General features: G+C 53.0%; 22 protein-coding genes. 11 read left to right on the forward strand and 11 right to left on the reverse strand.

Annotation, left to right across the window (positions count from 1 at the left end):
• The first annotated feature begins 2 nt into the window (after positions 1 to 2).
• Positions 3 to 1,040: an NAD(P)-dependent alcohol dehydrogenase gene (locus tag PsAD13_RS09035; RefSeq protein WP_063317921.1), complete on the forward strand. Its 1,038-nt coding sequence runs from the start codon at positions 3 to 5 to the stop codon at positions 1,038 to 1,040.
• 73 nt (positions 1,041 to 1,113) lie between these two features.
• Here PsAD13_RS09035 and PsAD13_RS09040 read toward each other — a convergent pair whose 3' ends face one another.
• Positions 1,114 to 2,445: an MATE family efflux transporter gene (locus PsAD13_RS09040; RefSeq protein ID WP_063317922.1), complete on the reverse strand. Its 1,332-nt coding sequence runs from the start codon at positions 2,443 to 2,445 to the stop codon at positions 1,114 to 1,116.
• Positions 2,446 to 2,727: 282 nt separating this feature from the next.
• Here PsAD13_RS09040 and PsAD13_RS09045 point away from each other — a divergent pair, with 282 nt between their 5' ends.
• Entirely contained in the window at positions 2,728 to 3,567 is an 840-nt protein-coding gene (locus PsAD13_RS09045; protein ID WP_063317971.1) for a histone deacetylase, read from the forward strand.
• Between the two features lie 157 nt (positions 3,568 to 3,724).
• On the forward strand, positions 3,725 to 4,288 hold the full coding sequence (locus tag PsAD13_RS09050) for a TetR/AcrR family transcriptional regulator (protein WP_057464941.1): 564 nt from the start codon (positions 3,725 to 3,727) through the stop codon (positions 4,286 to 4,288).
• Between the two features lie 26 nt (positions 4,289 to 4,314).
• Here the strand turns inward: PsAD13_RS09050 and PsAD13_RS09055 are convergent, their stop codons facing one another.
• Positions 4,315 to 4,587, reverse strand: a complete 273-nt coding sequence (locus PsAD13_RS09055) for a DUF6460 domain-containing protein (protein ID WP_057464942.1) — start codon at positions 4,585 to 4,587, stop codon at positions 4,315 to 4,317.
• A gap of 210 nt (positions 4,588 to 4,797) precedes the next feature.
• Between PsAD13_RS09055 and PsAD13_RS09060 the strand changes: the two genes are divergently transcribed.
• Positions 4,798 to 6,147 (forward strand): GNAT family N-acetyltransferase, encoded by a 1,350-nt coding sequence (locus PsAD13_RS09060; protein WP_063317972.1) that lies wholly within the window; start codon positions 4,798 to 4,800, stop codon positions 6,145 to 6,147.
• 9 nt (positions 6,148 to 6,156) lie between these two features.
• Here PsAD13_RS09060 and PsAD13_RS09065 read toward each other — a convergent pair whose 3' ends face one another.
• Positions 6,157 to 6,963: a hypothetical protein gene (locus tag PsAD13_RS09065; RefSeq protein ID WP_063317923.1), complete on the reverse strand. Its 807-nt coding sequence runs from the start codon at positions 6,961 to 6,963 to the stop codon at positions 6,157 to 6,159.
• 117 nt (positions 6,964 to 7,080) lie between these two features.
• On the opposite strand from PsAD13_RS09065, the gene PsAD13_RS09070 reads away from it, so the two are divergent.
• On the forward strand, positions 7,081 to 7,530 hold the full coding sequence (locus tag PsAD13_RS09070; protein WP_208986503.1) for a GNAT family N-acetyltransferase: 450 nt from the start codon (positions 7,081 to 7,083) through the stop codon (positions 7,528 to 7,530).
• 56 nt (positions 7,531 to 7,586) lie between these two features.
• A complete protein-coding gene (locus PsAD13_RS27260; protein ID WP_208986504.1) occupies positions 7,587 to 8,048 on the forward strand; it encodes a GNAT family N-acetyltransferase in 462 nt (153 codons plus the stop codon).
• An 80-nt stretch (positions 8,049 to 8,128) separates the two neighbouring features.
• Here the strand turns inward: PsAD13_RS27260 and PsAD13_RS09075 are convergent, their stop codons facing one another.
• The 5 genes from PsAD13_RS09075 to PsAD13_RS09095 all read right to left on the reverse strand — a co-directional run bounded on the left by PsAD13_RS09075 (position 8,129) and on the right by PsAD13_RS09095 (position 15,048).
• Positions 8,129 to 10,342 carry a 3-hydroxyacyl-CoA dehydrogenase NAD-binding domain-containing protein gene (locus PsAD13_RS09075; protein WP_063317924.1) on the reverse strand — a complete coding sequence of 738 codons (2,214 nt, stop codon included), beginning with the start codon at positions 10,340 to 10,342 and terminating at the stop codon, positions 8,129 to 8,131.
• Between the two features lie 14 nt (positions 10,343 to 10,356).
• Complete coding sequence (locus PsAD13_RS09080) at positions 10,357 to 11,565, reverse strand: acetyl-CoA C-acetyltransferase (protein WP_063292170.1); 1,209 nt, start codon at positions 11,563 to 11,565, stop codon at positions 10,357 to 10,359.
• A 21-nt stretch (positions 11,566 to 11,586) separates the two neighbouring features.
• Complete coding sequence (locus PsAD13_RS09085; RefSeq protein ID WP_057464945.1) at positions 11,587 to 12,225, reverse strand: glutathione S-transferase; 639 nt, start codon at positions 12,223 to 12,225, stop codon at positions 11,587 to 11,589.
• 100 nt (positions 12,226 to 12,325) lie between these two features.
• Positions 12,326 to 14,122, reverse strand: coding sequence for an acyl-CoA dehydrogenase C-terminal domain-containing protein (locus PsAD13_RS09090; protein WP_063309995.1), 1,797 nt, complete (start codon positions 14,120 to 14,122; stop codon positions 12,326 to 12,328).
• 245 nt (positions 14,123 to 14,367) lie between these two features.
• Complete coding sequence (locus PsAD13_RS09095; RefSeq protein ID WP_063317925.1) at positions 14,368 to 15,048, reverse strand: winged helix-turn-helix domain-containing protein; 681 nt, start codon at positions 15,046 to 15,048, stop codon at positions 14,368 to 14,370.
• A gap of 135 nt (positions 15,049 to 15,183) precedes the next feature.
• On the opposite strand from PsAD13_RS09095, the gene PsAD13_RS09100 reads away from it, so the two are divergent.
• Positions 15,184 to 15,504 carry an NIPSNAP family protein gene (locus PsAD13_RS09100; RefSeq protein ID WP_063287326.1) on the forward strand — a complete coding sequence of 107 codons (321 nt, stop codon included), beginning with the start codon at positions 15,184 to 15,186 and terminating at the stop codon, positions 15,502 to 15,504.
• A gap of 29 nt (positions 15,505 to 15,533) precedes the next feature.
• Positions 15,534 to 15,842: an antibiotic biosynthesis monooxygenase gene (locus PsAD13_RS09105; protein ID WP_063287327.1), complete on the forward strand. Its 309-nt coding sequence runs from the start codon at positions 15,534 to 15,536 to the stop codon at positions 15,840 to 15,842.
• A gap of 139 nt (positions 15,843 to 15,981) precedes the next feature.
• Here the strand turns inward: PsAD13_RS09105 and PsAD13_RS09110 are convergent, their stop codons facing one another.
• Positions 15,982 to 16,428: a MerR family DNA-binding transcriptional regulator gene (locus tag PsAD13_RS09110; protein WP_057464950.1), complete on the reverse strand. Its 447-nt coding sequence runs from the start codon at positions 16,426 to 16,428 to the stop codon at positions 15,982 to 15,984.
• Between the two features lie 477 nt (positions 16,429 to 16,905).
• Here PsAD13_RS09110 and PsAD13_RS09115 point away from each other — a divergent pair, with 477 nt between their 5' ends.
• From PsAD13_RS09115 to PsAD13_RS09125, 3 genes are all read left to right on the forward strand, one after another.
• Positions 16,906 to 21,516: a peptidoglycan-binding protein gene (locus tag PsAD13_RS09115; RefSeq protein ID WP_063317926.1), complete on the forward strand. Its 4,611-nt coding sequence runs from the start codon at positions 16,906 to 16,908 to the stop codon at positions 21,514 to 21,516.
• Positions 21,517 to 21,673: 157 nt separating this feature from the next.
• Positions 21,674 to 22,603 carry a sulfite exporter TauE/SafE family protein gene (locus PsAD13_RS09120; RefSeq protein ID WP_057465030.1) on the forward strand — a complete coding sequence of 310 codons (930 nt, stop codon included), beginning with the start codon at positions 21,674 to 21,676 and terminating at the stop codon, positions 22,601 to 22,603.
• Positions 22,600 to 23,385: a TIGR02186 family protein gene (locus PsAD13_RS09125; protein ID WP_063287329.1), complete on the forward strand. Its 786-nt coding sequence runs from the start codon at positions 22,600 to 22,602 to the stop codon at positions 23,383 to 23,385. The genes PsAD13_RS09120 and PsAD13_RS09125 overlap by 4 nt, the downstream gene beginning before the upstream one ends.
• A 65-nt stretch (positions 23,386 to 23,450) precedes the next feature.
• On the opposite strand, the gene pdeM is transcribed toward PsAD13_RS09125, so the two are convergent.
• The gene (pdeM, locus tag PsAD13_RS09130; protein ID WP_193777037.1) at positions 23,451 to 24,122 is read right to left on the reverse strand and encodes a ligase-associated DNA damage response endonuclease PdeM; all 672 of its coding nucleotides are present in this window, start codon (positions 24,120 to 24,122) and stop codon (positions 23,451 to 23,453) included.
• A 68-nt stretch (positions 24,123 to 24,190) separates the two neighbouring features.
• On the reverse strand, positions 24,191 to 26,719 hold the full coding sequence (locus PsAD13_RS09135) for a ligase-associated DNA damage response DEXH box helicase (protein ID WP_063317927.1): 2,529 nt from the start codon (positions 26,717 to 26,719) through the stop codon (positions 24,191 to 24,193).
• Positions 26,720 to 26,933: the final 214 nt, after the last annotated feature.

The following is a 26,933-nucleotide window of genomic DNA, read 5'->3' on the forward strand; positions in this document are numbered from 1 at the left end:
CAATGACCGTTCCTAATCACGCGCAAAATCATCATCAGGGAATCGTTTTAAACGGCAATATATTCAGCTCCCACAGGTTCCCTGCAGAACCGCTTGGACCATTCGAAGTGAAAATTGCCCTGCAGTCTGCAAGCCTGAATGCACGAGATCAGATGATCCGAAAAGGCCAGTACGGTGAAATGCCAGAGGATCTTGTACCTTTGTCCGACGGGGCAGGGGAAGTCATTGCTGTAGGTGAGCAAGTCACAAAATGGTCTGTTGGAGACCGTGTCATGCCAACCTTCTTTCAGGACTGGCTCGAAGGCTCATTCCAGCCAAGCGCATTATCTTCCGCAATCAGCTCAGCTGATCAGCCGGGCGTTTTAAGAGAGCAAGCGCAGTTTCATCAGGATACCCTCGTGCATGTCCCCGACCATATGAGCTTTCAGGAAGCCGCAACACTTCCGTGCGCCGGCGTCACAGCATGGCATGCCCTTTTTGAGCAACACAGGGCTTTGCGACCAGAAGATACCGTCCTGATACAAGGCACAGGCGGTGTTGCCATCTTCGCTCTACAACTCGCTAAAGCGTTTGGAGCCCGCGTTGTTCTCATCAGCTCCTCAGATGAAAAGCTGGAGAAAGCAAAGGAGATGGGAGCAGACATCACCATCAACTATAAAACAACACCAGATTGGGACGTCGAACTGAGAGAACTGACAGACGGGCATGGCGCTGATGTGGTTCTGGACCTTGGTGGGAAGGAAACACTGGAGCGATCCATACGTGCCGTTGCCGCACATGGCCTGATTACACAAGTGGGTGTTCTGACTGGTTGGGCACACGCCCCTGAGAATATCAGCCAGCTTGTCCTGAATAACTCGTCGCTATCAGGCGTTCTGGTCGGCTCCCGTGTTTATTTTGAGAACCTGTGTGCGTTTGTCTCCAAGCACCAGATCAAACCGCTCATAGACAAATCTTTCTCCATGTCCCAGATCGACGAGGCCTATGCCTACATGGATCAGGCACAGCACATGGGCAAAATCACCATCGACATTGCTTAGCATGTGACTTGCGTCTTGCCCGGGTATGCATATCGGGCAAGACAAGCTGCTTTCAGCTGAGGTAGTCCTGAAATTATGCCTTTTGGAGAGCTCCAAAATGCTGGCGTTCGCGAACGACACACAGATAACTAAGGGTCAAACCACGCGCCCCGAAGAACACCAGCAATGAGAACCACAGGCCGTGGTTTCCGTAGAGCGGATAAAGCAGGTAATAGCTGGCAAGAAACAGGATGGTGGAGACCACAACAGAGTTCCGCATATCCTGAGACCATGTCGCGCCAATAAATACACCATCCATCTGGAAGGCCAGTGTGCCAATGATCGGCGTCAGTACAGCCCAGATCATATAGGTACGCGCTGTTTCTCGCACCTCTGTATGCGTTGTCAGCAAGTCAATAACCGGTCCGCCAGCCACCCACAACACGACTGCCGCACCAAAGGAAAGCCCAAAGCCCCAGCCGATGGAGAGCCGCAGGGCTTTACGGAAGGCAGTCCTCTGTTTAGCCCCGATTGCTTGGCCAATCACCTGTTCTGCAGCTGATGCCGTACCATCCAGAAAGAATGCTGCGATCAGAATGAACTTCTCAAGCACAGCATTGGCGGCAAGCACCACTTCTCCCTGGGCAGCACTGCGAGAGGTAAAGAAGCCGAAGGCAAACAGCATCACCATGGACCGGATCATGATGTCCCGGTTCAACGCCAGCATCGGCTTCAGTTTCTCCCAAATGATGATTTGAGAAAACGAAGGCAAACGTGCACCGTGGAGTTCGCGCTTGATCAGAAAAAGACCGAGGCCAAATGTTAGCATCTCGGCAATAAAGGTTGCCACGGCGACACCGGGAATGCCCCAATCAAACCCAAGTACAAACACAACAGAAAGCACCATATTGATGACATTCAGGAAGGTCTGAATAAGCAGTCCGATACCGGCTTTGCTGAGGCCCAGATACCAGCCAAGAATAGAATAGTTGGCAAGCACAAATGGTGCTGAAAACGCTCGGATCGCAAAGTATGTCGCTGCGGCTTCCTGCACCGCATCCGTCCCGCCAATAATGGGCAAGCCAAACGTCAGAAGCGGCCACTGTAAAAAGATGACGACAATGCCACCAATAATACCCAGCAAAAGGGCACGGGCGAGCACTGCACGCAGTTCATTGCCATTGTTGGCACCAAGAGCCTGTGCGGCAAGGCCTGTCGTTCCGGCTCGCAAGAAGTAGAAGAAGGCGCCAATCACATCAAAAAGGATTGTACCAACAGCCAGACCACCCAAAAGGGCAGCATCATGCAACTGCCCAATCACCGCGGTATCAACCAGCCCCAATAAAGGAGTGGAGACATACGCCAGTGTCATAGGCACGGCGAGCGCAAGGAAAGAGCGGTTCGTCACCTTGAAACTTGTAGACACGCGGGAAACCTTCAAACGCACGAGTGCAGCACCAGCAAGCAGCTCAAAGTGGATTGGATAATCAAAGTATCATTTGCATATTTGTTTGTTCTGCGTTTGTCCATACCATATTGCGCAGAACTGCTATAGATAAGAATGTATCTCCGAAACGTGGGAACCGGTTTTCGGATAAGGAAACGAGAAAGTAAAAGCGAATTCTAAGAAGGTACTGCCCCTGTGAAGCTCCCAATCGTGCACCATCCTGCTTACACAGCAGACATTCCGGAAAACCACCGGTTTCCAATGCGCAAATATGCGGAAGTGGCTCAGTGGTTGAAGCAAACCGATCCAGATGGTGCACTCTATGATTTCCACGAGCCGGAACCAATCTCCAGACAAGACCTGCTGCGGGTGCACGCAAAAGACTATGTAGATCAGGTTCTCAGCTGTAATGTTCCTCACGCCATCGCGCGTGAGATCGGCTTTCCTATGACCCAAAGCGTTTCCTTCCGTGCGCAATGCGCAACAGGTGGGTCTCTGCTCACGGCAATGCTGGCACTGGAGCATGGCGTCGCCTGCAACACTGCCGGTGGGTCGCACCATGCCCGTATTGCACAAGGAACAGGGTTTTGCGTGTTCAACGATGTCGCCGTTGCAGTGAGGGCGGTACAGGCCATGCGCATGGTACGCCGCGTGCTCATTGTTGATCTGGATGTCCATCAGGGAGACGGGACTGCCGATATCTTCGCCCATGACACCAGCGTCTTCACTCTCTCCCTCCATTCAGAAAAGAACTACCCAGTCCGCAAGAAAGCTTCCACACTGGATGTACCCCTGACTGATGGTATGGAGGATGACGAATATCTTGAGATCCTGGAGGACACGCTCAAACAAGTTCTCACCAGTTTCAAAGCTGACCTGGTGTTCTTCAATGCAGGTGTTGATCCTCATCATGATGACCGTTTAGGGCGTCTTGCACTCTCAGATGAGGGGCTGCGAAAACGAGAGGAACTGGTCTTTAAACTGGTAAGGAATGAAGGGCTTCCACTTGCAGGTGTGCTGGGAGGTGGTTATTCGTATAATCTTCGACTATTGGTTAACCGGCATTCAAATCTGTACCGAGTGGCAGCGAAGTACTTATGATTCAAAAACAAGTCCTATTTATATAAAATTTTAGTTAAATGTAATATTCCACCATGAAGAACTGAATAGGTAAATGTGTCTTGCCATTTTATGAAAAATGCGCAGTATCCCCTCCGTAAAGTGCAAATAAAATGCCTCGGAAGGCTAGGAGACACATATGGGTGTTGTAGTCACCAATAGAAGCGTTGTACTGGATACTGCGGATTACATGATCCGGGAAAGCGGGCTGTTGGGCTTGGATGTCGACCAGCTTGCCAGCAGTACTGGAACAAGCGAGCAGGATATCTCGAAAATGTTCTCTTCCAAAAAGGGGGTAGAGCATGCCGTGCTGCAAAGGTATATCGACCGCTTCCTGCAGATCCTGGGTGACCCTGCCACGCAAACTCTTCACTTTCGCAGAGCGCTGGATACCTACATTGCCGCCTTTCAGGCAGGCATGGCAGATGGCGGTGAGCTGTTCCTCTCAGCAGTGCTGGGCGACAAGGATGAAGAGCTGCCAGATGAGCTTCAGGAACTTGCCGCGACTTTCGCGCGCCGCAACCGTGTCTGGTTGGCGGACCTGTTGGAATACAGTGGCAGCTGGTCCTCTGAAGAAGCGCTGGTGAAATCCGATTTCGTGCTTGCAGCACTGGAAGTTGCCGTTTTGATTGGCAACACGAGCGAAGATCCGGAGATCTTCGACAACCTGTCAACCAACATACACAACATCTGTATGCAGTAGTGGTTTCTCTGCCGGAGCAGGCGCGGTTAACGCCCGCGCCAGTTCATAAGGCGAGTAATGAACCACAGTGGCACGACGACGATGGCTCCAAGGAAGAAGTAGGAGCCAAAGCGTTCAATCGCTGAGAAGCCCATATTCCAGATCCTGACAAAGAAATCCTGCACGGAATAAATCAGGCTCAGCGGTGAAAAGTCCAGCGCAGACAAAACAATCCCGACAATCAAAGATAGAAAAATCAGCCGAATGAGAACGCGCCCCGGCGAGTCTCCAAGAAAACGGTTGAACTTATCGTTTGACATCAAAATCTCCGCTACACCAAAGCGTATCCCCGAGTGCTGAAAACCGCTTTTCGGATAAGGAAACGCACTGTAATAAAAGGTCAAAGCAGTTTGACTGTCCTAAGTTTAGTGCATACTGCTTAACATTGATTTCTATATAGGAAGCCTGAGGGATATTGCATAGATGCAAATCCAAATTGTACGCTCAGGTTATTGCTGAAAGTTATTGGTGTGCCGTTTATTGTCTACGCTGCGGAACCGGAAGACGCAGACCTCCTCGCAAACATCCGCGTCCAGTCCATGCGCGAAAGCCTTGAAGCGCTGGGCCGTTTCGACCCTGACCGAGCGCGCGAACGTTTCTTGAACAGCTTTGTCTGTGAAGACACCTTCAAACTCGTCTCAGGACAACAGATTTTGGGGTTCTATGTACTGCGGGACCGCAAGGATTACATCTGGCTCGACCACCTCTACGTCCACCCAAGCGCCCAGGGAGGTGGCATCGGAGCTGCCGTGATCTCCCGGATCAAAGCGCATGCGTTCTCAAAAGGAAAAACAATCCGCCTCGGTGCGTTGAAACAAAGCAAAGCCAACGCCTTCTATCTGCGCCACGGTTTCCAGCACACCCACAGTGCAGAGTTCGACAACTACTACGAACTCCCGCTGGAAAGCATGCCGCAGAGTGCACCAACTTTCATTCTGAAACGCGCTGAACCCAAAGATATCGAACAGCTCGCAGACTTGCGCCATGAAGCCATGAAAGATGAATGGGCAGCCAACAATCTCACAGACTATGCCCTTGCCCGCAGGCATTTCCTTGAAGACTTCAAGCCAGTGGCCACGCTAAAGATTATGCAAGGCGAAGAGTTGCTCGGCTTTACAGCGGTGCATGAGTACGAAGATCATATCCATTTAGACATGATCTACCTGCACCCCAAAACACAAGGGCAGGGTATCGGTGGGCAGATTGTTACAAACATCAAAGAACAAGCTACGCAGCTGAACAAACCAATCCGCCTGGGTGCTCTGCGCATCAGCAACTCAAACAAGTTCTATCTGGCGCAAGGCTTCAACTTCACGCACAACGTGGACTTCAACAACTACTACGAGTTCACACCTGAACCAGCCTTCCAACTCCAAACCGCCTCTCAGGAAGACTTCGAAGAACTCCAGCACATTCGCTACACCGCTATGAAGGAAAGCGCGGAAGCCAATGGGCTGTTTCATCACGATGAAGCCAGAGAGATATTCCTAAGCGAATACGCACCTGAGAAGACCCGGAAGATCCAGAAGAGCGGCAAGACAGTCGGCTTTTTCGTGGTCCTGAACCACCCCGATCATCTGTATCTGGACATGTTCTACCTGCTGCCTGAAGCGCAAGGTCTCGGCATCGGCTCAAAGATCCTGCAACAGATCAAGGTACAAGCCACCGCCCAAAACAAACCCATCCGCCTCGACGCTCTCCGCATCAGCCGCGCTAACGATTTCTACCAGGGCTACGGCTTTCGCGTGACCCATTCAGAAAGCTCCAACAACTACTATGAGTATGCGCCAAAGTGTTCTCTCACAGTAAGTGAGGCATGAACCTGGTCTTTACGCCCCAAGGACTTCCAGAGGCTGCTTGGCGACGGTGATGAACTCCCAGGCATTATTGGGATCAGCGCCTGCTTGCCGGAGCAGTCCGTCAATTTTATCTCTGAACTCATAGCGCTGAGTGTCCGAGAGTGTTCCGTTCTCTTCCAGTGCATCCTGTAGCTGAGATTTAACCTCCAGAAACTGGAGTTCAATTTCATAATCGCCGGATTCCACATTGAACCAGCCTTTAGCTGCCTGATAGTAGGTCTCTGGATTTTCTTTTGTCAGCTGAAAAAGCTCTTCCGGGCTAGCCTCCTGGAGATTGCTGCTATCGCCCGGTCCAAACCACAGGCTCAGCACCTTGCCGTCTTCCGCTCCCAGTGCCACATGCGTGTCTGCAAAAAAGAACACCACATCACCCGCTTCAAAGGAGGTTGCTGGCTCGCTGTTGTCGTACCCGACAATCTCATCCAGAATTTCATTGTAGCCAATGTCGTAGTTGAGGTTGTCTTCCAGCTCGCGAATAACCCGGTTGCTCTCCGGTGTATCCGCATAGGCCTTAAGCCCCATCAGCAGAACAGCTTCCTTGCAGTTCATGCAGCTGTGCGCAGTGGGCTGTAGCAAAGCAGCTTGATTGGTCAGGTGATCGCGAAAGTGGGAGTTGTCTTCAAGCGGCGTCGCCCCTGATTGCCAGTTGAGGCTTCCTTTCCAGGACTGCCCAACCTCGACAGCTTTGTTAGCGCTTTGCACGTTTTGTGCACCAGCTGCCGATTGCAACGGATGTGTGGACTGAACATTAGTGAGGCTCTGGGTATTAATAGGCATCGCGAGATCTTTGCTACATTATTATCATCAACCTCTGGTATAGGATTTGACAGGCTTCGCGAGTGTCCTTCAGCACATTGCAAGAGGCAGGTGTAATTTCATCACCGGATGGGGCGTATGATGAAACAGGATGAGATTGGCAAACACGGTGAGGACCAGCAGGCTCTTTTAGAGCGCCCCTCATGGCGCTTAGAACCTGCAAACTCCGCTGACTTCGACCTGCTCGCAGATATCCGTCAGCAAGCTATGAAGTCCAATATGGAAGCCAACGGTCTGTTCGACCATGTGCTTTACCGGCAGTATTTCAAAGACAGCTTCGATCCGACTTCAACCTGGAAGATCATTGAAGAAAGCGAAGTCCTCGGCTTCTACGTCCTCTGGAACAAACAAGACCACCTCTACCTCGAACGCCTCTACTTCCACCCAAAAGCACAAGACCGTGGCATTGGTGCAGACATCCTCACGGTTCTGAAACAACAAGCCACCGCCCAAACAAACCCATCCGCCTCGAAGTCCTCCCCCAAAGCCGCGCCAACGCATTCTACCTCCGCCATGGGTTTGAGCTGATTGAGGAGAGGGAAGAGGAGAAGGTGTATGAGTGGGTGCCTTTGCAGTGCTCATGTGTGGTTAAGAGTTTTACTCTGGAAGCTGCGGCCAAGTCCGATTTCGGTCTACTTGCGGACATTCGGCAGGAGGCCATGAAAGATGAATGGGCTGCGAATGGAATGTTTGACCATGCGTTTTATCGGGAGAAGTTTCAGAGCACGTTTGATCCAACATCCACACGAAAGATCATCATGGAAGGTGAGACCCTAGGCTTCTACGTTTTGTGGGATCGTGAAGACCACTTGTATCTGGAGCGCCTTTATCTTCGGCCAGAAGCTCAAGGTCGTGGAGTTGGAAGTGAGGTTCTGTTGCAAATGAAATGCCTTGCAAGAGAGCAGGGCAAGCCGATCATCCTCGAAACTTTTCCAGAAAGTCGAGTAAACGCTTTCTATACTCGAAATGGCTTCCAGTTGATCGAGGCTAATAGCCGTGAAAAGAAATACGAGTTCAAGCCTGTTAGTCTAGATGTTTCTGCATAAAAAACGCCGATGAGATTTCTCCCACCGGCGCTTCAAATTTAAACCAGACGGCTGAGCAGTAAAGCTCAGCCAAATCTGTCTTACTCAGCAGCTTCTGCGACAGCCTCGGCAGGGGAGAACTTACCGTAGTAGGTCTCGCCAGCGTCTGCCATTGCGCGCAGCTGTTTGTTTGGTGCGAAGCGGTCGCCCCATTTGGCAGCCAGCTTGTCACTGCGCTCTACGAACTCTTTGGTGCCAATGCCGTCGATGTAGGACAGTGTGCCACCGGAGAATGGTGCAAAGCCAAAGCCGAGGATAGAGCCAACGTCTGCTTCACGAACGTCTGTCAGGCAGTTCTCTTCAAACACGCGTGCGGTTTCAAGAGCCTGAATGCCTAAAAGACGGTCCTTCAGTTCTTCAACGTCAAACTCATCTGCAGACTTGGATGGACCTGTGATGTCAGTAATGCCAGGCCACAGAGCCTTGTCCTTGCCTTTGTAGTCGTAAAAACCCTTGGTGTTCTTACGGCCAAAACGCTCATTCTTAACAACCATTGCATCCAAAATGGTGTCAAAACCGCTGGTAGGATAAGCATCGCCAAGGTCTTTCTTGGTCGCTTCCTTAATCTTCCAGGCAAGGTCCAGAGCAACTTCATCACCCAGAGACAGCGGACCAACAGGCATGCCTGCCATTTTGCCAGCGTTCTCGATCATGGCTGCCGGAACACCATCGGAAAGCATCATGATGCCTTCACGAACGTAAGTGCCGACCACGCGGGAGGTGTAGAAACCACGGCTGTCATTCACAACAATCGGGGTCTTCTTGATGGCCTTCACGTAGTCCAGAGCAACAGCTGTTGCTTTGTCCTCAGTCTTCTCACCCAAAATGATCTCAACAAGCATCATCTTGTCTACTGGGGAGAAGAAGTGAATGCCGATGAAGTCAGCTGGACGCGATGACGCTTCTGCCAGTGAGGTGATCGGAAGAGTAGACGTGTTGGATGCGTAAACTGCGGAAGCTGGCATTGCTGCTTCTGCTTTTTCGGTCACAACGCGTTTCACTTCGCGGTCTTCGAACACAGCTTCGATTACCAAGTCTACATCGCTCAGGGCGTTGTAGTCAGTCGTCGCAGTGATCAGGCTCAGCAGCTTCTCTTTTTTCTCAGGAGTAGACTTGCTGCGCTTGATAGCTTTGTCCAAAAGGCCTTCAGAGTAAGCTTTGCCTTTGTCAGCAGCTTCCTGAGACTGGTCGATCAGAACAACCTCAAGACCAGCTTTTGCTGTCACGTAAGCAATGCCTGCACCCATCATGCCAGCACCAAGAACTCCAACCTTTTTCAGTTGTGTCTCAGGCACACCAGCTGGGCGGCGAGCCCCTTTGTTCAGCTCCTGCATGGAACCAAACAGGGAGCGAACCATAGCGGCAGCTTCCTTGCTCTGCAGAACATGGGCAAAGTAGCGGCTCTCAATGGTCAGGCCAGTGTCCATTGGCACCATCAGGCCTTCAACAACAGAGTGCAGCATGTAGCGTGCGCCCGGGTAGTTGTCGTAGGTGTTCTGACGGTAAATCGCGTTTGCAGCAGGCCAGAACTGCATACCGGATGGGGAGTAAACCTTACCGGTTGGGATTTTGAAGCCCTTCTTGTCCCAAGGCGCAACTGGGTCAACACCTTCGCTCAGCATCTTCTTGGCAGCAGAAACCAGCTCAGCTTCAGGCGCAACAGCGTCAATCAGCTTCAGGCGCATGGCTTTCTTCGCATCAAGGTTCTGACCCATCAGCAGAAACTGCAGACCGCCCTGGAGGTCACCAACCAAACGCATAACACGTTGTGTGCCACCAGCACCTGGGAACAGGCCAACCTTCACTTCAGGAAGAGCCATCTTCAGGCTTTCCTCAGCGCCGATACGCTTGTGACAGGCCAGCGCCAGCTCAGTGCCACCGCCCATGGAAACGCCGTTGATTGCAGCCACATATGGCTTGCCGGAGGTTTCCATTTTACGGAACACGAGAGAAAGCTTGCGAGTGCCTTCAAACAGTTCTTTCGCAGCGCCTTCCGGATCAACGCTCTGACGCTTTTTAAAGCCGGCAAGAGCCTTGCCAATCATGGAAAGGTCAGCACCAGCGGAAAACGCTTTCTTGCCAGACGCAACCACAACACCTTTGATGGCGTCATCAGCGGTGATGTCATCGATGATTTTGTCCAGCTCGTTAATGACGGACTCGTCAAACACGTTCATCGGCTTTTCAGGCGAGTCCCATTTCAGAACTGCAAAGCCGTCTGCATCGGTTTCAAGGGTAAAGTGTGTGTAAGTCATGTTCGTCTCTCCCCTTAAACGCGCTCAATGATGGTTGCCGTGCCCATGCCAGCACCAATACACAGCGTAACAAGAGCAGTGTTTTTGTCCTGACGCTCCAGTTCATCAAGAACTGTACCAAGGATCATTGCACCAGTTGCACCAAGTGGGTGACCCATTGCAATTGCACCGCCGTTTACGTTCATGTTGGCGTGGTCAATCTCAAACGCCTGCATGTAACGCAGAACAACAGCAGCAAAGGCTTCGTTCAGCTCAAACAGGTCGATGTCGCCAATTTCCATGCCAGCGTTTTTCAAAAGCTTCTCGGTCACATCAACCGGACCTGTCAGCATCAAAGCCGGATCAGAACCGATGTTTGCAAACGCTTTAATGCGTGCACGTGCTTTCAGGCCATAAGCCTCACCCGCTTCTTTCGTACCCATCAACACAGCCGCAGCACCATCCACGATACCGGAGGAGTTACCAGCATGGTGCATGTGGTTGATCTTTTCGATCTCAGGATGTGCCTGAATACCAACAGCGTTAAAGCCACCCATACTGCCCATCATCTCAAAGGATGGGTTCAAACCTGCAAGGGACTGCATGTTTGTTTCAGGGCGCATGTGCTCATCACGGTCCAGAATGGTCAGTCCATTGATGTCGCGCACAGGAACAACTGAGTTCTTGAAGCGGCCTTCATCCCATGCCTGTTTCGCACGGCGCTGGCTTTCTACAGAATATGCATCCACGTCATCACGGGAGAAACCGTATTTGGTGGAGATCAGGTCAGCAGAAACACCCTGAGGCATGAAGTAAGCAGGAATAGCCACCTGTGGGTCAGCAGGCCAAGGGCCACCAGAAGCACCAAGACCAACACGGCTCATCGCTTCAACACCGCCGGAAATAACCAGCTGGTTCTGACCGGCCATGATCTGGGAGGCACCCATATTCACCGCATCCAGACCAGACGCACAAAAGCGGTTGATCTGCATACCAGGGACTGAGCGGTCATAATCTGCTGCGAAGACAGCAGCGCGTGCAATGTCAGAGCCTGCGTCACCCACTGGGTCAACACAGCCAAGCACAACGTCATCTACAAGCTTGGTATCAAGCTCATTACGGTCTCTGATGGCTTCAAGAGCGTTCGCTGCAAGGCGCGCTGTCGAAACTTCATGCAAGGAGCCGTCTTTCTTGCCGCGCCCGCGTGGGGTGCGCACATGATCGAATATAAGGGCGTCTGCCATATTGTCCTCCGCAAAAATTGGTCAGGCTGGTGTAGGCAAGGGGTGGCCGGGCATCAGGTCATAAGGGGCTACCCAATGGGGCAGGGCCTTAATCCGCTCAAGCCATGCATTCACATTTGAATAAGGGCCGAAGTCCACACCAATCTCTTCTGGCCAAAACAGGTATCCGCACACCGAAAGGTCTGCGATTGTCGGGCGATTTCCAACAAGGAAGTCACTGTTTGCAAGGCGCTGGTCCAGCACCTTCAAAGTGGCGATGGTCCGGCCTTCAAAAAAGCGGGTCACATCGGTTTCACCGGTCTTCACCATGGCTCGCATATAGCGCAGGGTCGCCACATAGCTGGTCAGCTTGTGGTTGTCCCAGAAAAGCCAGCGCAGGATTTCCCGGCGTTCTTCCTCGCTCTCCCAGCCAAATGTGCCAAGCTGCTGGGAAAGGTATTCCAATATCACGGCAGACTGGGTCAGCCGTGTTTCCCCGTGGATCAGCACGGGAATTTCCCCCATCTCGTTCTGCTCACTGCGGAACTCAGGATCGCGGGTCGCACCATTGAAAAAATCCACCCACGTCGGGGTCCATGATGCCTGGGAAAGCTCCAGCATCAGCGCAACCTTGTAGGCATTGCCGCTTTGCGCAAAACACTGAAGTTCATATTCCGCCATATCGCACTCCTAAAATCTGTCAGCTTAATATATCAGATTGAGAATAGGGCAGGACAAGAGCCCGGGATAGGTCCCGGGCCCTTGAGTTACGGTAATGTGATTAGAACGCTTCTGCGTCCAGGCTCATCATTGTGTCCGCACCAGTGGAGATGCGAGCCAGATGAGCAGAAGATTCCGGCATGATACGCTCCATGAAGAAGGTACCAAGGGTCAGTTTGGTGTTCAGCCAGTCTTCCTTGCCGTTTGCGCCTTCAGCAATTTTACCTTTTGCTGCAATCGCAATCTTGGTCCACATGTAACCAAGGGCAACAAGGCCAAACAGGTGCATGTAGTCGTTGGATCCGGCACCCGCATTGTCTGGGTTCTTCATTGCGTTCTGCATAAACCACATGGTCGCGGCCTGAAGGTCCTTCAAAGACTGCTTCAGCGCCGTGGTGTAAACGCTCAGCTCTTCGTCGCCTTCATGCTCTTTTACAAGTGCGCCAACTTCTTTGAACCATGCCTGAATAGCGCGGCCACCATTTGCTGGCAGCTTACGGCCAACAAGGTCAAGCGCCTGAATGCCATTGGCACCTTCATAGATCATGGCGATACGAGCGTCGCGAACGAACTGCTCCATACCCCATTCCTGAATGTAACCATGACCTCCATAAATCTGCTGAGCCATCACAGCGTTGTCAAAGCCCTTATCGGTGATAACGCCTTTGATCACTGGGGTCAGGAGACCCATGATGTCGTCAGAAGACTGTCTTTCAGCTTCATCCTCGGAAAGATGAGAGACATCACCATGCAGGCCAGTCCACATGTAAAGAGCACGTGCTGCCTCATTAAAGGAGCGGATGGTCATCAACACGCGGCGCACATCCGGGTGCACAATGATTGGGTCAGCTGGTTTATCTGGTGCCTTAGGTCCGGTCAGGGAGCGACCCTGCAAGCGATCCTTCGCGTAGGTAACCGCGTTTTGGTAAGCCACTTCGGACTGGGACAGACCCTGAATACCAACGCCAAGACGCGCTTCATTCATCATCACGAACATGGCGCGCAGGCCTTTGTTTTCCTCACCAACGAGGAAACCAGTCGCATCGTCATAGTTCATGACGCAGGTCGCATTGCCGTGGATGCCCATCTTCTCTTCAATGGAACCACAGGAAACGCCATTCATTTCACCCGGATTGCCGTCTGCATCGAGCGATTTCTTCGGCACAACAAACAGGGAAATACCCTTGGTGCCGGCAGGAGCGCCTTCGATACGAGCCAGAACGAGGTGAATGATGTTCTCGGAAAGATCGTTATCACCTGCAGAGATGAAGATCTTTGTGCCGGAAATCTTGTAGGAGCCATCCGCCTGCGGAACAGCCTTGGTGCGCAGCATGCCCAGATCCGTACCACAATGTGGCTCGGTCAGGTTCATGGTGCCAGTCCACTCACCCGTTGCCATCTTAGGCAGGTAAGTGTCCTTGATCTCATCACTTGCATGCGTATGCAGGGCAGCCATCGCGCCAGCTGTCAGGCCCGGATACATGGCAAACGCCATATTCGCCGAACAGATGTACTCATTCACAATGCCGGAGAAGATGGACGGAAGGCCCTGACCACCATACTGCTCAGGAACGGACAAACCACCCCAGCCAGCTTCAACATAGGCGTTGTAGGCTTCTTTAAAGCCTGGAGGCGTTGTCACAGAGCCATCATCATGGCGGATACAACCAGCTTTATCGCCAGAATGGTTCAGCGGCTGCACGATCTCCTCAGAGAACTTTGCGCCTTCTTTCAAGATGGCTTCAACCAGATCCGGCGTCGCCTCGGAGAACCCGGGCAAGTTGGAATGTTTTTCGTAACCCAAAACATCTTTGAGCAAAAAGAGAGTGTCTTCGACGGGAGCACTATAACTCGGCATAGCAATTTTTCCTTCCGACCAACCCTAGAGGCATGGCTTTAACGTTTGCGTAAACGTCAACTTGTGACGGAATATAGAGCGCCCTCGCGCCTGCGGCAAGTTATACCCAAGTGTAATTTCTTAGGGGTAGGTACGTATCCGCGGAATCCTGCGGGTTTGTACCTGATAACTTCCCTGTGAAATCTTAGTGGACCCTGCCTCTAGCACTATGAAAGTGACGGGTAAGCTTTGTCTGCCCCTCAATTTTAAAGGGAAAATATGGCGTGAAAGCGAGAATCGCCGTTTTTGGAAAACTCGATTATGCGGCTCCCGTCCACACGCTTGGCCCAGCCTTGCTCCAGAAAGAAGGAGAGCAGGGAGGTGCCCGCAATTCCTGCCAGATGAGATCGCCGTGCACTCCAGTCCAGACAGGATTTGCACATGGGCCGCCGCTTGGTCTCCTTGTCTGGTAGCACCACGCCCAGCTCACTCAGGAAGGATCGGCCATCTCCGGTCAGATGAAGCTGCTCGCCATCTTCCACCAAAAACGCTCGCGCCAGCAGACTGTCATAGGCCTGCACCCCATACTCTCCGGCCAGATGGTTGTAGCAGATACGAGCTTTGCGCAGGGCAGGCTCCTTTGGCCCGGTCCGCACACGGGTCATGCCAGAGCGCATGGCAATGCCGCTCATGGCCTCCAGCAAAGCCGCAACATCAGCATCCGCAAGGTTGTAATACTTGTGCCGCCCCTGTTTGCGCAGGGTGACCAATCCGGCCTCCGCCAGCCGTCCCAGATGGAAACTGGAGGTCTGAGGCGTGACACCAGCCTCCTGAGCCAGCTCACTGGCCGTTAACGCCACGCCAGTCATAAGAGCCTGCAACATGTTCGCCCGTGCCGGGTCTCCAATGAGCGCGGCAATCCCGGCAATATTCGGACCTTCTTTCATGTGGGGCTCCATTCTTGAATTCTGCCCGATGACTATAACACACACGCAAAATTGATAGTTCGATCACGATCGAAACAACAGCGCAGACCAGCTTGCTACACCGGGGGCATTGATGAACTGAACCGGAGATTTGTGATGCTCACCTGTGTCATCCGCTACCAGATAGACCCGACGAAAAAGGCAGAATTCCAACAATACGCGCGCAATTGGGGGCAGGCGATCCCGCGCTGTGGAGCGGACCTGATTGGCTACTATGCCCCTCATGAAGGCTCCACCACATTGGCCTATGGCATCTACAATGTGCAAAGCTTGGCTCACTATGAAGAATACAGAGCCACTCTTGCAAATGACCCGCTCGGGCGCGAAAACTATGAGTTCGCTATGAGAGAAAAGTTCATCCTGAAAGAAGACAGAACGTTTCTCACTCTTGCATCCACGCCGCATGCAAAGCCGTAATCGCCAAATAAGCCGTGAAAGTTTCCAGCATGATTGCCGTTATTTTTGAAGTTGAACCCTTCGCAGACCACAAAGCCAGTTATCTGGATGTGGCCGCCTCAATTAAGCCTGAACTGGAGAAAATCCCGGGGTTTATCTCTGTTGAGCGATTTCAGAGTCTCACCAATCCTGAGAAAATTTTGTCACTGTCATTTTTTGAGGACGAGGAAGCCGTGAAGCGCTGGCGCACTCAGGAAAAGCATCAGGAAGCGCAGCAACTGGGAAAAAATGAATATTTCCAGAAGTATCGCATCCGTGTGGCAAGCGTTTTGCGAGATTATGGCTTGGATAACAATTAAATTAAGAAAGTTCGGGAGATATGCCGGTATTTTATAGGTGAAAAATATTGAACGTATTCTTCATGAATAAATTCAGGCACCTATAAGTGGCTATAAATCAAAAAGGTGGGGTAAAAGCCCCACCTGACCGGACTGAAAATCAGCCTCTTTTTTCGCGCAGCATACCTTCAACAATCGTGACGGTTCTCTGCAGGTCTTCAATCGCTTCATCAATGTTAGCGCGCTGACCTTCAAGCACTTTAATCTGCTCCTGAAAGCGGCTCAGTGCCACCTCAAGCTGGGTGACCTGACCGTCACGCAGATCATAAAGATCCAGCATACTGCGGATTTCAGTGAGAGAAAAACCAACACGTTTTCCCATCAAGACCAGCTTCAAACGCGCACGATCCCGACGGTTGTAAATGCGATTAAGCCCGTCACGCTTAGGATTCAGGAGGCCCTTGTCCTCGTAAAATCGAAGAGTGCGGAGGGTAACATCAAATTCTTTTGCCAGGTCGCCAATGGTAAACTGTGTCTTCTTTCCCTTACCCAGCTCATTGGCAACAACATCAACAATCATCTCATTGATATGTAGGGCTTCGCTCATCTGCTTGACCTGTTCTTCTTTGCTCTCACGACACTGCCTCTAATGTACGACATCCGTACTTAAGTACATGCTAAATGATGCACCGCGCAATTTCCATCAAGTTTATACATTGGCAAGAACACGTAGGTCCAGCGTGCGCGGCTTGATAACCCTTAATTCTAGTAAATCGGGACACGAATTATTTTCATGAGTTTGTTCCGTACTCCCTGAAATAGCAGGGTATCTGCATGATAACCGCCGTAATTCACATTCCTTAAGGGCTCTTCACGCAGAATTCGAGCTATTAACCCGCTATTTACCCTAACGAGTAAAAAACTAGTCCTACGAGTTTTAAGACCGGTGCAAAACCGCAAAGTGATTCGTTTCTTGACCCACTCACAGACCACGTAAAGTGGTTGACGTTTATTTTTATAATGTGATTTGGGCAGGGAAGGACGACATGGCGCGGTCCGGACAGTTTTATGAGGCCCTTCAGGCATGTCTTGGAATAAACCAGAATTTGGAAAATCCGCTTCAGACAAGTCCTTTGGTGAAGGGCTGGATGCAGACCACGTAAAGTGGTTGGAGGAAAGTGGAATGGCGCAACATAATCCTGCAGCAGCAAGGCATGCGGCCCATTCTCCCTATTCTGATGAATTTGGTACAGCGGCGCAGCAACCTTACGGACAACCTCATCCCACGTCTCAGGAAGCGGCGATGAACGAAGTTGCGCAGGCACTAAGCCGCCTGATGCAGTCTGAAGGCCGTACACCCCTCGCTCATGCAGAACCGCAGCCGCGTGCACGTGATCAACATATGCATGCGCCGCATGCACGTGATCCTCATGCTCGCGACCCACATACTCGTGACGCCCAAGTTCGTGATCCCCAAAATCGTGATCCCCAAAGTCGTGATCCATGGCACCGCTCTGACCTGAGATCCGGTCTCGACCAGTCAACAAGCCCACATGCCTATGAAGATCAGTACGATCCGTCTGCCGACCAGCACCTGTATGCACGCGCTGGTATTTCTCGTGATCCGCTCCTGCATCCGCGTCCACCAGTTATGCGCAGACAGGAACAGGCTCCTTTACCACAGGCTCCTGAAGCTTATGCGCCGCAGCGCCGCGCCCAGCAATATGCTGAGCCTGCACCAATGCAGCCGCGTGCGCACCAGCCATCCGCACATCCTGCTGCCCCTATGCAGCCGGAAAATCAGGAATGGGCCGCACCAGTGGCCAGACAGGACGAAGATCCAAACGCGGAGAATTCCAAGGTAAAACGCATCAGCTCTGTGCTTGATGCCTTGAACGCCCTGGATGAACGCTTGAACTCCCTTGCTCATAACGAAAATGAAAAAGGGAAGGGTGTTCCGCCAAAAGCCGAAAATGCTGCGCCTATGCAGGAGCCGAAACCAGCTCCTATGGAGCAGAACTGGGCACCCGCCGCGCAAGATTATGCTCGTCCGCCGGTCACGCAGATGGAGCCTCGCTTCAACGCAGGTGCAATGCCGCACGGTGTGGAAGCACGGCAGAGCCAGAGACCAGCAGCACCGCAGCCAGCACAAACTGCGGAATATTCTGAACTCAACACAATGATTGACGGCCACTTCAAGCAGCTGGCCAGTCAGCTTGATACGTTGCGCGAGCCAGATGAGGCGCGCTTTGAGCAGTTGCATGATGGCATGCAGACACAGCTCAACAGCCTGCGCGACGAAATGATGGACCGCACCTCCGACAATCGCTCGCAGCTCTCCGAGATTATTGGGCGCCTGCGCGATGAAGAGGGCAACAGCCTGCTGCTCAAAGAACTGCGCCACGAACTGGAGCAGATGAAGTCTGCGCTGTCCCGCTCTGACATTGAGGACAGCCTCAATGCTCTGGGCATGGCGCATTCATCCATCCAGTCTCGCTTGCAGGAACTGGCAGAAAAGAATGTTGATCCGGCGATTTACGAGAGCCTGTCTGAGCGGATGGCCGAGGTGGAAAACCAAATCCGCCAGCTGCCTCGTGTTGATCAGCTCAACTCGCTGGAAAACCGTCTGTCCTCCATGGGCGACCGTCTGGAAGATGTTTTGCTTCGCTCCGGTACCGCTGGCCTGGAAGTTGTCCGCGATGAAGTTGCTCAGCTGAAACAAGTTATTGATCGTCTGGATTCAGGCCGCATGATCCATGATGTGGATCAGCGCATCAGGTTCCTGACAGCCCGCATGGATGAGCTGGACCATTTCTCTGCAATTCAGCGCGATATCCAGTCCCGCCTCAGCAGCGTTGAAACACGCATGCCGGATGGTGAAGTGATTGACCGTCTGCATGGCCGTTTGGACTCCATCTCCAACATTCTGGCTGAAGGCCCGGAAAAAGCAGGCAACAACGATCAGCTGAACCGCTTGGAAGATCGCCTTTCTGATATTGGCCAGAAGCTGGACCGTATGGAGAAAAGCCCGGAGGCCACAACAGGCTTCGATCAGGCGTTCTCGTCCATCGAAGGTCGCCTCGACCATCTCTGCAACAAAGTGGATGACATCGAAGTCCGCCTGACGGAAACCTCCTTCGAGGTGGCTTTGAACGAGAACGAAAGTGCAGCTCTTGCCCGTCTTGAACAGCGTGTGATGACGCTGACCCAGATGGTTGAAGACAGTGCCCATGCCGGTTCCTCCGACAAAGCAATGTCCATGATCCGCGCTGAGATCGCAGAACTACGCGGCCACATCGGGGCATTGGCAACCTCAGGCGACATTGAATCCCAACTACAGGAGCTGGCTGCAACCATCTCCAACCCGTCTGGCCTGTCCTCAGATGTAGAGATTGATCGTCTGGAACAGCAGATTGCAGACCTTTCTCAAAAGCTGGATATGTCTCAGACCCAGTTTGGCGCGATCGGCAATCTGGAAAACAGCTTCGGCACCATCGAGCAAGAGATCAAAGGCCTTCACACCGACATGGTGGATAAGGCGCAGCAGATCGCACAGGATGCAGTAAAGGCTGCAACAGACAATCTGGCTCTGGGCAATGGCACTGAGCAGGGTGAGGCAGTTGAAGCCGCTATTTCTGCGCTGCGTCTTGACCTGCAGTCCCTGCTGGAAGCATCCGGCCAGAAAGACGATGTAGACCATCATGCTCTGCAAGATGTGCGCGATGTGCTGGGCACCATTTCCCATCGTCTGGAAAATCTGGAAAGCATCCGCAACGCCATTGGCAACACAGAGATTTCCGACGAACACCAGAAACTGGTTGGCGACACGCAAATCAGCAGCATTCTGGGCGCCTTCAATATGGGGCGCAAAGGAAACTCAGCGGAACAGGCTGCTGCAGCTGAACCGGAAGGTCCGCGTAACCGTAAAGCAGACTTCATCGCAGCGGCTCGCCGTGCTGCAAAAGCGGCTGCCAAAGAAGCGAAGACAGCCAAGCAGGAAGACGAAAAGCCTGCATCCGGCACGAGCAAAGCACCAGAACGGGCACGCCGTTTACGTGATTACATCAGCCCGAACCGGACCAAAAATGTTGAGGTTCCTGAAAATCTGCGCGCCAAAAAGGCAGCTGCAACGGCTGAGGTTCTCAGCAAACTTCAGGTGGCCGAAGAGCCTATTTCTTTAAGCTCAGAAGACATCGTAAGCGAGACAGAGACTGCGGTGAAAGAGCCGATCAATCTGTCTGCTGCACCAGTTGAGCTGGGCAAGGTTGAAACAGAAACAAAGGGCAAGAAGAAGGAAAGCAAATCCAATCGCCGCCGCGCAATCATGCTGGCAGCAGCAGCTCTTCTTTTGACCATCGGCGCGTTGCGGGTGTTCGACACAGGTCTGTTCTCCAGCTCAGACGGCGTAGACACAGCAGGATCTGACACAACGCCAAGCATCATGGCGCCAGATGCACCAATGCCAGGCAAAGACAACTCCTCGCTGCTGAGCGGTGGTGTCGACGCAATTGCAGCGCCTGATGTTGTCAGCCGTGTATCCTCCATGCCCTCTGGGGTAGAGTTACCTTCACCCGTTAGTTCCACAAGCATCTGGCAGTCTGGCTCCGCCACCGCACCGTCCGAACCAACCAAAGAATTGATCTTTGGTCAGGCAACCGACATTGGCGGGGGAAATAGCAAAGCACAGCCAGCTCAAAAAGTTGCTTCCAATGTGGCCGCTGATCCGATCACAACGGCAAGCGTTCCTACCACACAGGCAACAGCCTCTGGGTTTGGCGAACAGGTGGCACCAATCATTCCGCAGCAGCCAGTTCAACAGGTTGCTCCAAAACAGTCAGCTTACGATCTGCCATATGCAATCGGCCCGATTGATCTGCGCACAGCCGCCGCCACTGGCGAAGCTGCCGCCCAGTTCGAAGTCGCACGCCGCTACACTGAGGGCAATCTGGTTCCCGCCAATCTGGGTGCAGCAGCGGACTGGTATCGCAAAGCGGCAGCGCAAGGATTGGCGCCAGCGCAATACCGCCTCGGCAGCTTCTATGAAAAAGGCCGCGGTGTTGAGAAGGATCTGGCACAGGCACGGGACTGGTATTCTCTGGCAGCCGCGCAAGGCAACATCAAAGCCATGCACAACCTCGCTGTTCTCTTCGTAGAAGGCATCGATGGCCAGCCGGATTACACTTCCGCCGTCAAATGGTTCCGCATTGCTGCTGACCATGGCGTAGCAGACAGCAAGTTCAACCTTGCCATCCTCGCAGCGCGTGGCCTTGGCATGAAGCAGGATCTGGTGGAAAGCTACAAGTGGTTCGCCCTCGCAGCCCTGCAGGGAGACGATGACGCCGCCGGAAAACGCGACGAAGTCGCCGCCAGCCTGACCAAGCGCCAGCACGGACAGGCTCTGGAAGCAGTTGCGACCTATCAGATGAAGCCGGTTGATCCTGCCGCCAACAAAGTCATGATCGACACCAAGTGGTCCGGCAAGCCGAAAACCACAGTTTCACAGGCCGGTTCTCCATCTGTGAAAAAAATACAGCAAGCCTTACTCGATATGGGGTATGATCCAGGCAACCCAGATGGTGTAATGGGACCTAATACACGGCGCGCGATCAAGAGTTTGCAAGCGCGTTTGGGAATGGAAGCAACGGGTGAACCTGACCGGCGTCTGATGACGGCGCTGGCCTCTCAGACCATATAATTTCACGTTACTAGGGGATTTCTGGTTAGATTTGCACTTGCTGCTCCGCGTAGATTGACAGAGCGTCTGGAATGGCGCTTAACACTCTACAATGTTGTTGGATAAAAGGTGACTCGGGGCGCACTGTCAGGTCACCTGAGTGACCCGCGGTGCCATTTTGCAGATCTATCTACCCATCGCAGAACTGCCGATTAATGTCTTTATGATCTTCGCCATGGGCGGAACCGTCGGGTTCCTCTCAGGGCTTTTCGGCATTGGTGGCGGCTTCCTGCTCACGCCACTGCTCATTTTCTCCGGAATTCCGCCAGCGGTCTCTGTTGCAACCGTCACCACACAAATCGTTGCCTCCTCAGCCTCCGGCGTTTTGTCGTACTGGCGCAAAGCGGGCATTGACTTCAAACTTGCTGGTGTTCTGCTGTGTTCGGGTATCGTCGGCTCGGCCATCGGCGTCTGGATCTTCGGCATCCTGCGCAGCCTCGGGCAGTTGGATCTGGTGATCTCGCTGGCCTACGTCACCTTCCTCGGCACCATCGGCGTGCTGATGCTGGGTGAATCCATGAAGGCCATCATGCGCCGCAAAAGCGGGAAAGCACCTGCTGGCCGCAAGCCCGGACAACACAACTGGGTGCATGGCCTGCCGTTCAAGGTTCGCTTCCGCCGGTCCAAACTGTATGTGAGCGTCATCCCGATCTTCGGTATCGGCAGCTCCATCGGTTTCCTAGGTTCTGTCCTTGGCATCGGCGGCGGCTTCATGATGGTGCCAGCGCTTATTTACCTGCTGCGCGTACCGGCCAACATCGTCATCGGCACCTCACTGCTGCAAATCCTCGGCACCATGGCCGTGGCAACCTTCTTGCATGCCATCAACACCCAGTCCGTTGATATCGTGCTCGCCCTGACGCTCATGATCGGCGGTGTGATTGGCGCCCAGTTCGGCGCTCAGGTGGGGCAGGGCATGCGCGGTGAACACCTGCGCCTCGGCCTCGGCCTGCTGGTGCTGCTCGTCGGCCTGCGCTTTGCGTTCAATCTGATTGTGGAACCGGAAGACCTCTATTCCGTCAGCGTGATTGAGGAGCCAGTCAAATGAGACGAGCGCTCCACTCACTCACAACACTGCTGACAGTCCTCTTTCTGGCACTCATCTCTGGCGCACCCGCTCTGGCTGAAAAGCTCGTTTCTGCCGTCTCGTCCTCTCACGTGGCCATCACCTCCAACTTCACCGGAACGCAGATCCTCGTTTACGGAGAGATCGCCAGAGACGCAGAAACCGTCTCCAGAACCGGCAATCAGGATGTGGTCGTCGTTGTGGAAGGCCCGCTGGAACGCGTCACCACATGGCGTAAGGACCGTATCGTCGGCCTTTGGATCAACGCCACCTCACAGACCTACATCGCTGTCCCAAGTTTCTACGCCGTCCATGCAACGGATGACCTGCGCAACATCGCATCAGACGACTGGCTCAAACAGTACCGCATTGGTTTGGAACACCTGCCGCTTGCAGCCCTGGGCACCCGTGCGCCAGCGTTAGAGCGCAATGCGTTCAAGGCAGCGTTTCTGCGCTCCCGTGTCCAGCACGGCCTTTATTCGCAGATGTCCAAGTCCATCAACTTCCTGAGCCCGACCCTGTTCTCCACCACCGTGGACCTGCCAGCCACCATCCCGACAGGGGACTACAAGGTCACGACCTTCCTCTTCAGCGGAGGCGTATTGCTGGACCAGCAGGAGCAAGTCCTGACCGTGGCGAAAACAGGCTTTGAGCAGGTGACGTTCAACCTGTCCCGGCAACATCCGGCAGTCTACGGCGCACTGGCCATTATTCTGGCCCTGTTCACCGGATGGCTCGCAGGCGTGATCTTCAAGAAAGATTAGGAAGTGAAAGCGTCCATCGATGGTAGACAAAAGAAAAGGCCCTCAAATCAGAAGGCCCTTTTTTATTATTCGCTGAGGAGCTTGGAGGCAGTGAATGGGAACAATCGCCCGTTGCCCAGCATGAACACCGAGAACCGCTTCTCGGCAAACACATCAGAAAAAGCTCTGTCCATCACATTCAGGCCACCTGTCAGCGCACCAAAGGCTGGCAACACAAGGCGGTTGCCGTTGGTCGCAAAGCAGGCTCTGCGAATGGTACGGCCCATCCTGCGCACTTTGGCGGCTGGATGCAGATGCCCGCAAATCTCGCCGCGCTCGGCCTCTTCATTCGGCTCATGCCGGAAACTGAGGGATTTGATGGAGAGCTCTTGATAACGCTCACCGCAAATGTGCCGGGCAATCTCAGGGTCGTGGTTGCCAGTGATCCAGATCCACTCCCGTCCCAGCTGCATGGTTGCCAGCATGGCGAGATACGCCGCAGGCATGCGCTCGGAGCTTTCGCAGTCATGGAAACTGTCACCAAGACAGATCACGCGACGCGGATCGAACAGATCGATCAGGGCGGAGAGCTTTTCCAGTGTGGCAGCTGTATCATAAGGAGGCAGCATCAGGCCCTTGCTCTTGGCAATGCTGGCTGCTTTTTCCAGATGGAGATCGGACACCACAAGGGTCCGCTCTTCTGGCCACCACAAGGCTCCACTGTCGTGAAGGCCAACAAGTTCTCTTGCGAGAGACAAGTCGTGGCATACAGGAATAGGTTGACGATAACTCGGTTCTACTCGTGGCTGCAACTGACTGTTAAGTCTCACAATTGGGCCTCCAGTAATAAATCATCTGCTGCGTCCGCCAGCAGCTCTTCTGTCGCACTTCCAAAGATAGGCTCTTTCCCAATTTCAAGAAGAACCGGAATAGCCAAAGGAGAAACGCGACCCAAAGCACTATGCGTGATTCTTTTGTCGATACGAGAAAGAAAGTGACCTAAACGAGAGATATCCAGAAGTCCTGTAGCGGCATCCGTCCAGGTTGCTTGTAAAAGCAGGTGATCGGGCTCGTGTTCGTGCAGTACGTTATAAATAAGATCCGTATTTATAGTTATCTGCCGCCCGGTTTTCTCTTTGCCAGGGTGCCGTCGTTCTACGAGACCTGAGATCATAGCGCAATTTCTAAAGGTTCGTTTCATCAAACTACTTTCAGCAAGCCACGCTTCAAGGTCATCACCAAGCATATCTTCTTCAAATAGATCATCCAGCTTCAAGCGCCCGCTTTTTATGGTAGCGCCCAAATCTGTCAGCCCCCACAGGGCCAGTGAATACTCAGTTGCCACAAACCCCAGAGGATGCAGGCCAGCGCGCTCAAGACGGCGTGTCAGCAGCATTCCCAGCGTTTGGTGAGCCAATCTGCCTTCAAACGGGTAGCACACAAGGTAGTGCTTATCGTTCCGCGGAAAGGTCTCTACCAGAAGACGTTCATAATCTGGTAACTGTGATTTCTCTTTTTGTAATTCCAACCATTCACGAACCTGACCTGGCAAAGAAGACCAACTGTTAGGATCAGAGGCAAAGTTGCGCACGCCCTCTGCAAGATAGGTGCTGAGCGGAAACTTGCCGCCCTGATAACTCGGGATCTTCGGGTCTTGCGAAGCACTACGGGACACATAGGCCTCGCTCTCCTTAAGGCCTTCAAACTTCAACACCTGACCGGCAAACACAAAAGTATCGCCTACAGCAAGCTGCTCAATAAACCACTCTTCAATCTCTCCCAGCATCTTGCCGCCAAACCCAAGAGGCCGCTTGCTGTTGGCCCCCCGTGGTTTCACCTGTCGTACTTTAAGCGTTGCTGCATCTAAAATCGTGCCGGAGTTCAGCCGATATTGCTGGGCAAACTGCGGGTGGGATACCCGAAACAACCCCTCTTTGGTCGGGCGCAACTTGGCGTATCTGTCATAGGCTTTGAGGGCATAGCCACCTGTTGCCACAAACTCCACGGCCTTCACAAACAGATCATAGTCCAGATGCCTGTAAGATTGACTGCTGATCACCTCTTCATAAAGCTGCTCAGGCTCAAACGGTGCAGCACAGGCAACGCACATGATGTGCTGAGCCAAAACATCCAGCCCGCCCTCACGAAGAGGAGGAGTATCTTGCTCACCTGCTTCAGAGGCTTCCAGGGCTGCCTGACATTCCAACACTTCAAACCGGTTGGAGGGTACCAAAATGGCCTTGGAGGCTTCATTCATACGGTGATTGGCGCGGCCTATCCGTTGTGCCAGTCGGCTTGCACCCTTTGGAGCGCCCACATTGATCACCAGATCGATATCGCCCCAGTCAATGCCCAGATCTAGCGATGAGGTACACACCACGGCTTTAAGCTGGCCCGCGGCCATATGCGCTTCCACCTTGCGGCGTTGTCCCACATCCAGCGAGCCATGATGAAGCGCAATGGGCAGCGTATCTTCATTGATACGCCAAAGTTCCTGAAACAACCGCTCTGCCTGCGAGCGCGTGTTTACAAACACCAGTGTGGTGGTGTGGGCTTTAATCTCCTCATAGATCTCCGGCAGGGCGTAGATGCAGGAATGACCAGACCACGGAAGACGCTCCTGTGTTTCCAGGATGCTGATATGCGGCTTGGCCCCACCTTTGGCCTTCACAATCTCAGCATGGTGAACTTGTTGCGATAAAGGTTGTTCCACCAGATAGGCACGCAGATCATCAGGGTGCGCAATGGTGGCTGAAAGCCCGATACAGCGCAGGTTAGGCGCCAGCTTGCGCAAACGGGTCAGAGCCAGCGCGAGCAGATCACCGCGCTTAGAGGTCACCAGCTCGTGCAACTCATCCAAAATGACATAGTGCAGATCAGCAAACAGCCGCTCTGCGTTCTTGTCAGAAAGCAGAAGCGAGATCTGTTCCGGCGTGGTCAGCAAAATATCTGGTGGAAGACGTTTCTGTCGCTGCTTCTTGTGGCTGGGCGTATCGCCGGAACGGGTCTCCAGTTTGATGGAAAGCCCCATCTCCTCAATTGGCACTTCAAGGTTCCGGTGAATATCCGTCGCCAACGCTTTAAGGGGAGACATGTAAAGTGTGTGCAGACCACCCGTCCCAGCAGCCTTCGCTTCTCCGGCCTTGCGTTTGTCCGCCTGACGTTTGTGATGCAGGTCCACCAGTGACGGCAAAAAGCCCGCCAGTGTCTTACCGCCACCAGTCGGAGCGATCAAAAGGGCAGAGTTGCCATCGGTCACCTTTTCAAACAGCTCCAGCTGGTGAGCACGCGGAGCCCAACCACGGCTGCCAAACCAGTTGTTAAAGACTGAGGGAAGGTGAGAGGTGTCTGTCATAAACGACGAAAAGGTCCGATCCTGAAAACAGTTGAGCGCACTTTGCCACCAATGATCACATGTGCCAATCAGAAATGGGGCAAACCAAGAACATTTTAGCAAAGAGGAGAAGGGAGGGGGATAAACCGATCTCACTCAACCCATTGGTGTCAAACCATGAGATTTATTCTGTGAGGTGGTCGGGATATCGGCATAAAAAGCGGAAAATACCCAT

It is taken from the genome of Pseudovibrio sp. Ad13, assembly GCF_001623225.1.
Lineage (GTDB): Bacteria > Pseudomonadota > Alphaproteobacteria > Rhizobiales > Stappiaceae > Pseudovibrio.

What these genes read in the sequence shown, in the direction of transcription:
- PsAD13_RS09035 (WP_063317921.1), top strand. Translation starts at nt 3, where the DNA reads ATGACCGTTCCTAATCACGCGCAAAATCATCATCAGGGAATCGTTTTA.
- PsAD13_RS09045 (WP_063317971.1), top strand. Translation starts at nt 2,728, where the DNA reads ATGCGCAAATATGCGGAAGTGGCTCAGTGGTTGAAGCAAACCGATCCA.
- PsAD13_RS09050 (WP_057464941.1), top strand. Translation starts at nt 3,725, where the DNA reads ATGGGTGTTGTAGTCACCAATAGAAGCGTTGTACTGGATACTGCGGAT.
- PsAD13_RS09055 (WP_057464942.1), bottom strand. Translation starts at nt 4,587, where the DNA reads ATGTCAAACGATAAGTTCAACCGTTTTCTTGGAGACTCGCCGGGGCGC.
- PsAD13_RS09065 (WP_063317923.1), bottom strand. Translation starts at nt 6,963, where the DNA reads ATGCCTATTAATACCCAGAGCCTCACTAATGTTCAGTCCACACATCCG.
- PsAD13_RS09070 (WP_208986503.1), top strand. Translation starts at nt 7,081, where the DNA reads ATGATGAAACAGGATGAGATTGGCAAACACGGTGAGGACCAGCAGGCT.
- PsAD13_RS09075 (WP_063317924.1), bottom strand. Translation starts at nt 10,342, where the DNA reads ATGACTTACACACACTTTACCCTTGAAACCGATGCAGACGGCTTTGCA.
- PsAD13_RS09080 (WP_063292170.1), bottom strand. Translation starts at nt 11,565, where the DNA reads ATGGCAGACGCCCTTATATTCGATCATGTGCGCACCCCACGCGGGCGC.
- PsAD13_RS09085 (WP_057464945.1), bottom strand. Translation starts at nt 12,225, where the DNA reads ATGGCGGAATATGAACTTCAGTGTTTTGCGCAAAGCGGCAATGCCTAC.
- PsAD13_RS09090 (WP_063309995.1), bottom strand. Translation starts at nt 14,122, where the DNA reads ATGCCGAGTTATAGTGCTCCCGTCGAAGACACTCTCTTTTTGCTCAAA.
- PsAD13_RS09095 (WP_063317925.1), bottom strand. Translation starts at nt 15,048, where the DNA reads ATGAAAGAAGGTCCGAATATTGCCGGGATTGCCGCGCTCATTGGAGAC.
- PsAD13_RS09100 (WP_063287326.1), top strand. Translation starts at nt 15,184, where the DNA reads ATGCTCACCTGTGTCATCCGCTACCAGATAGACCCGACGAAAAAGGCA.
- PsAD13_RS09105 (WP_063287327.1), top strand. Translation starts at nt 15,534, where the DNA reads ATGATTGCCGTTATTTTTGAAGTTGAACCCTTCGCAGACCACAAAGCC.
- PsAD13_RS09110 (WP_057464950.1), bottom strand. Translation starts at nt 16,428, where the DNA reads ATGAGCGAAGCCCTACATATCAATGAGATGATTGTTGATGTTGTTGCC.
- PsAD13_RS09115 (WP_063317926.1), top strand. Translation starts at nt 16,906, where the DNA reads ATGTCTTGGAATAAACCAGAATTTGGAAAATCCGCTTCAGACAAGTCC.
- PsAD13_RS09125 (WP_063287329.1), top strand. Translation starts at nt 22,600, where the DNA reads ATGAGACGAGCGCTCCACTCACTCACAACACTGCTGACAGTCCTCTTT.
- PsAD13_RS09135 (WP_063317927.1), bottom strand. Translation starts at nt 26,719, where the DNA reads ATGACAGACACCTCTCACCTTCCCTCAGTCTTTAACAACTGGTTTGGC.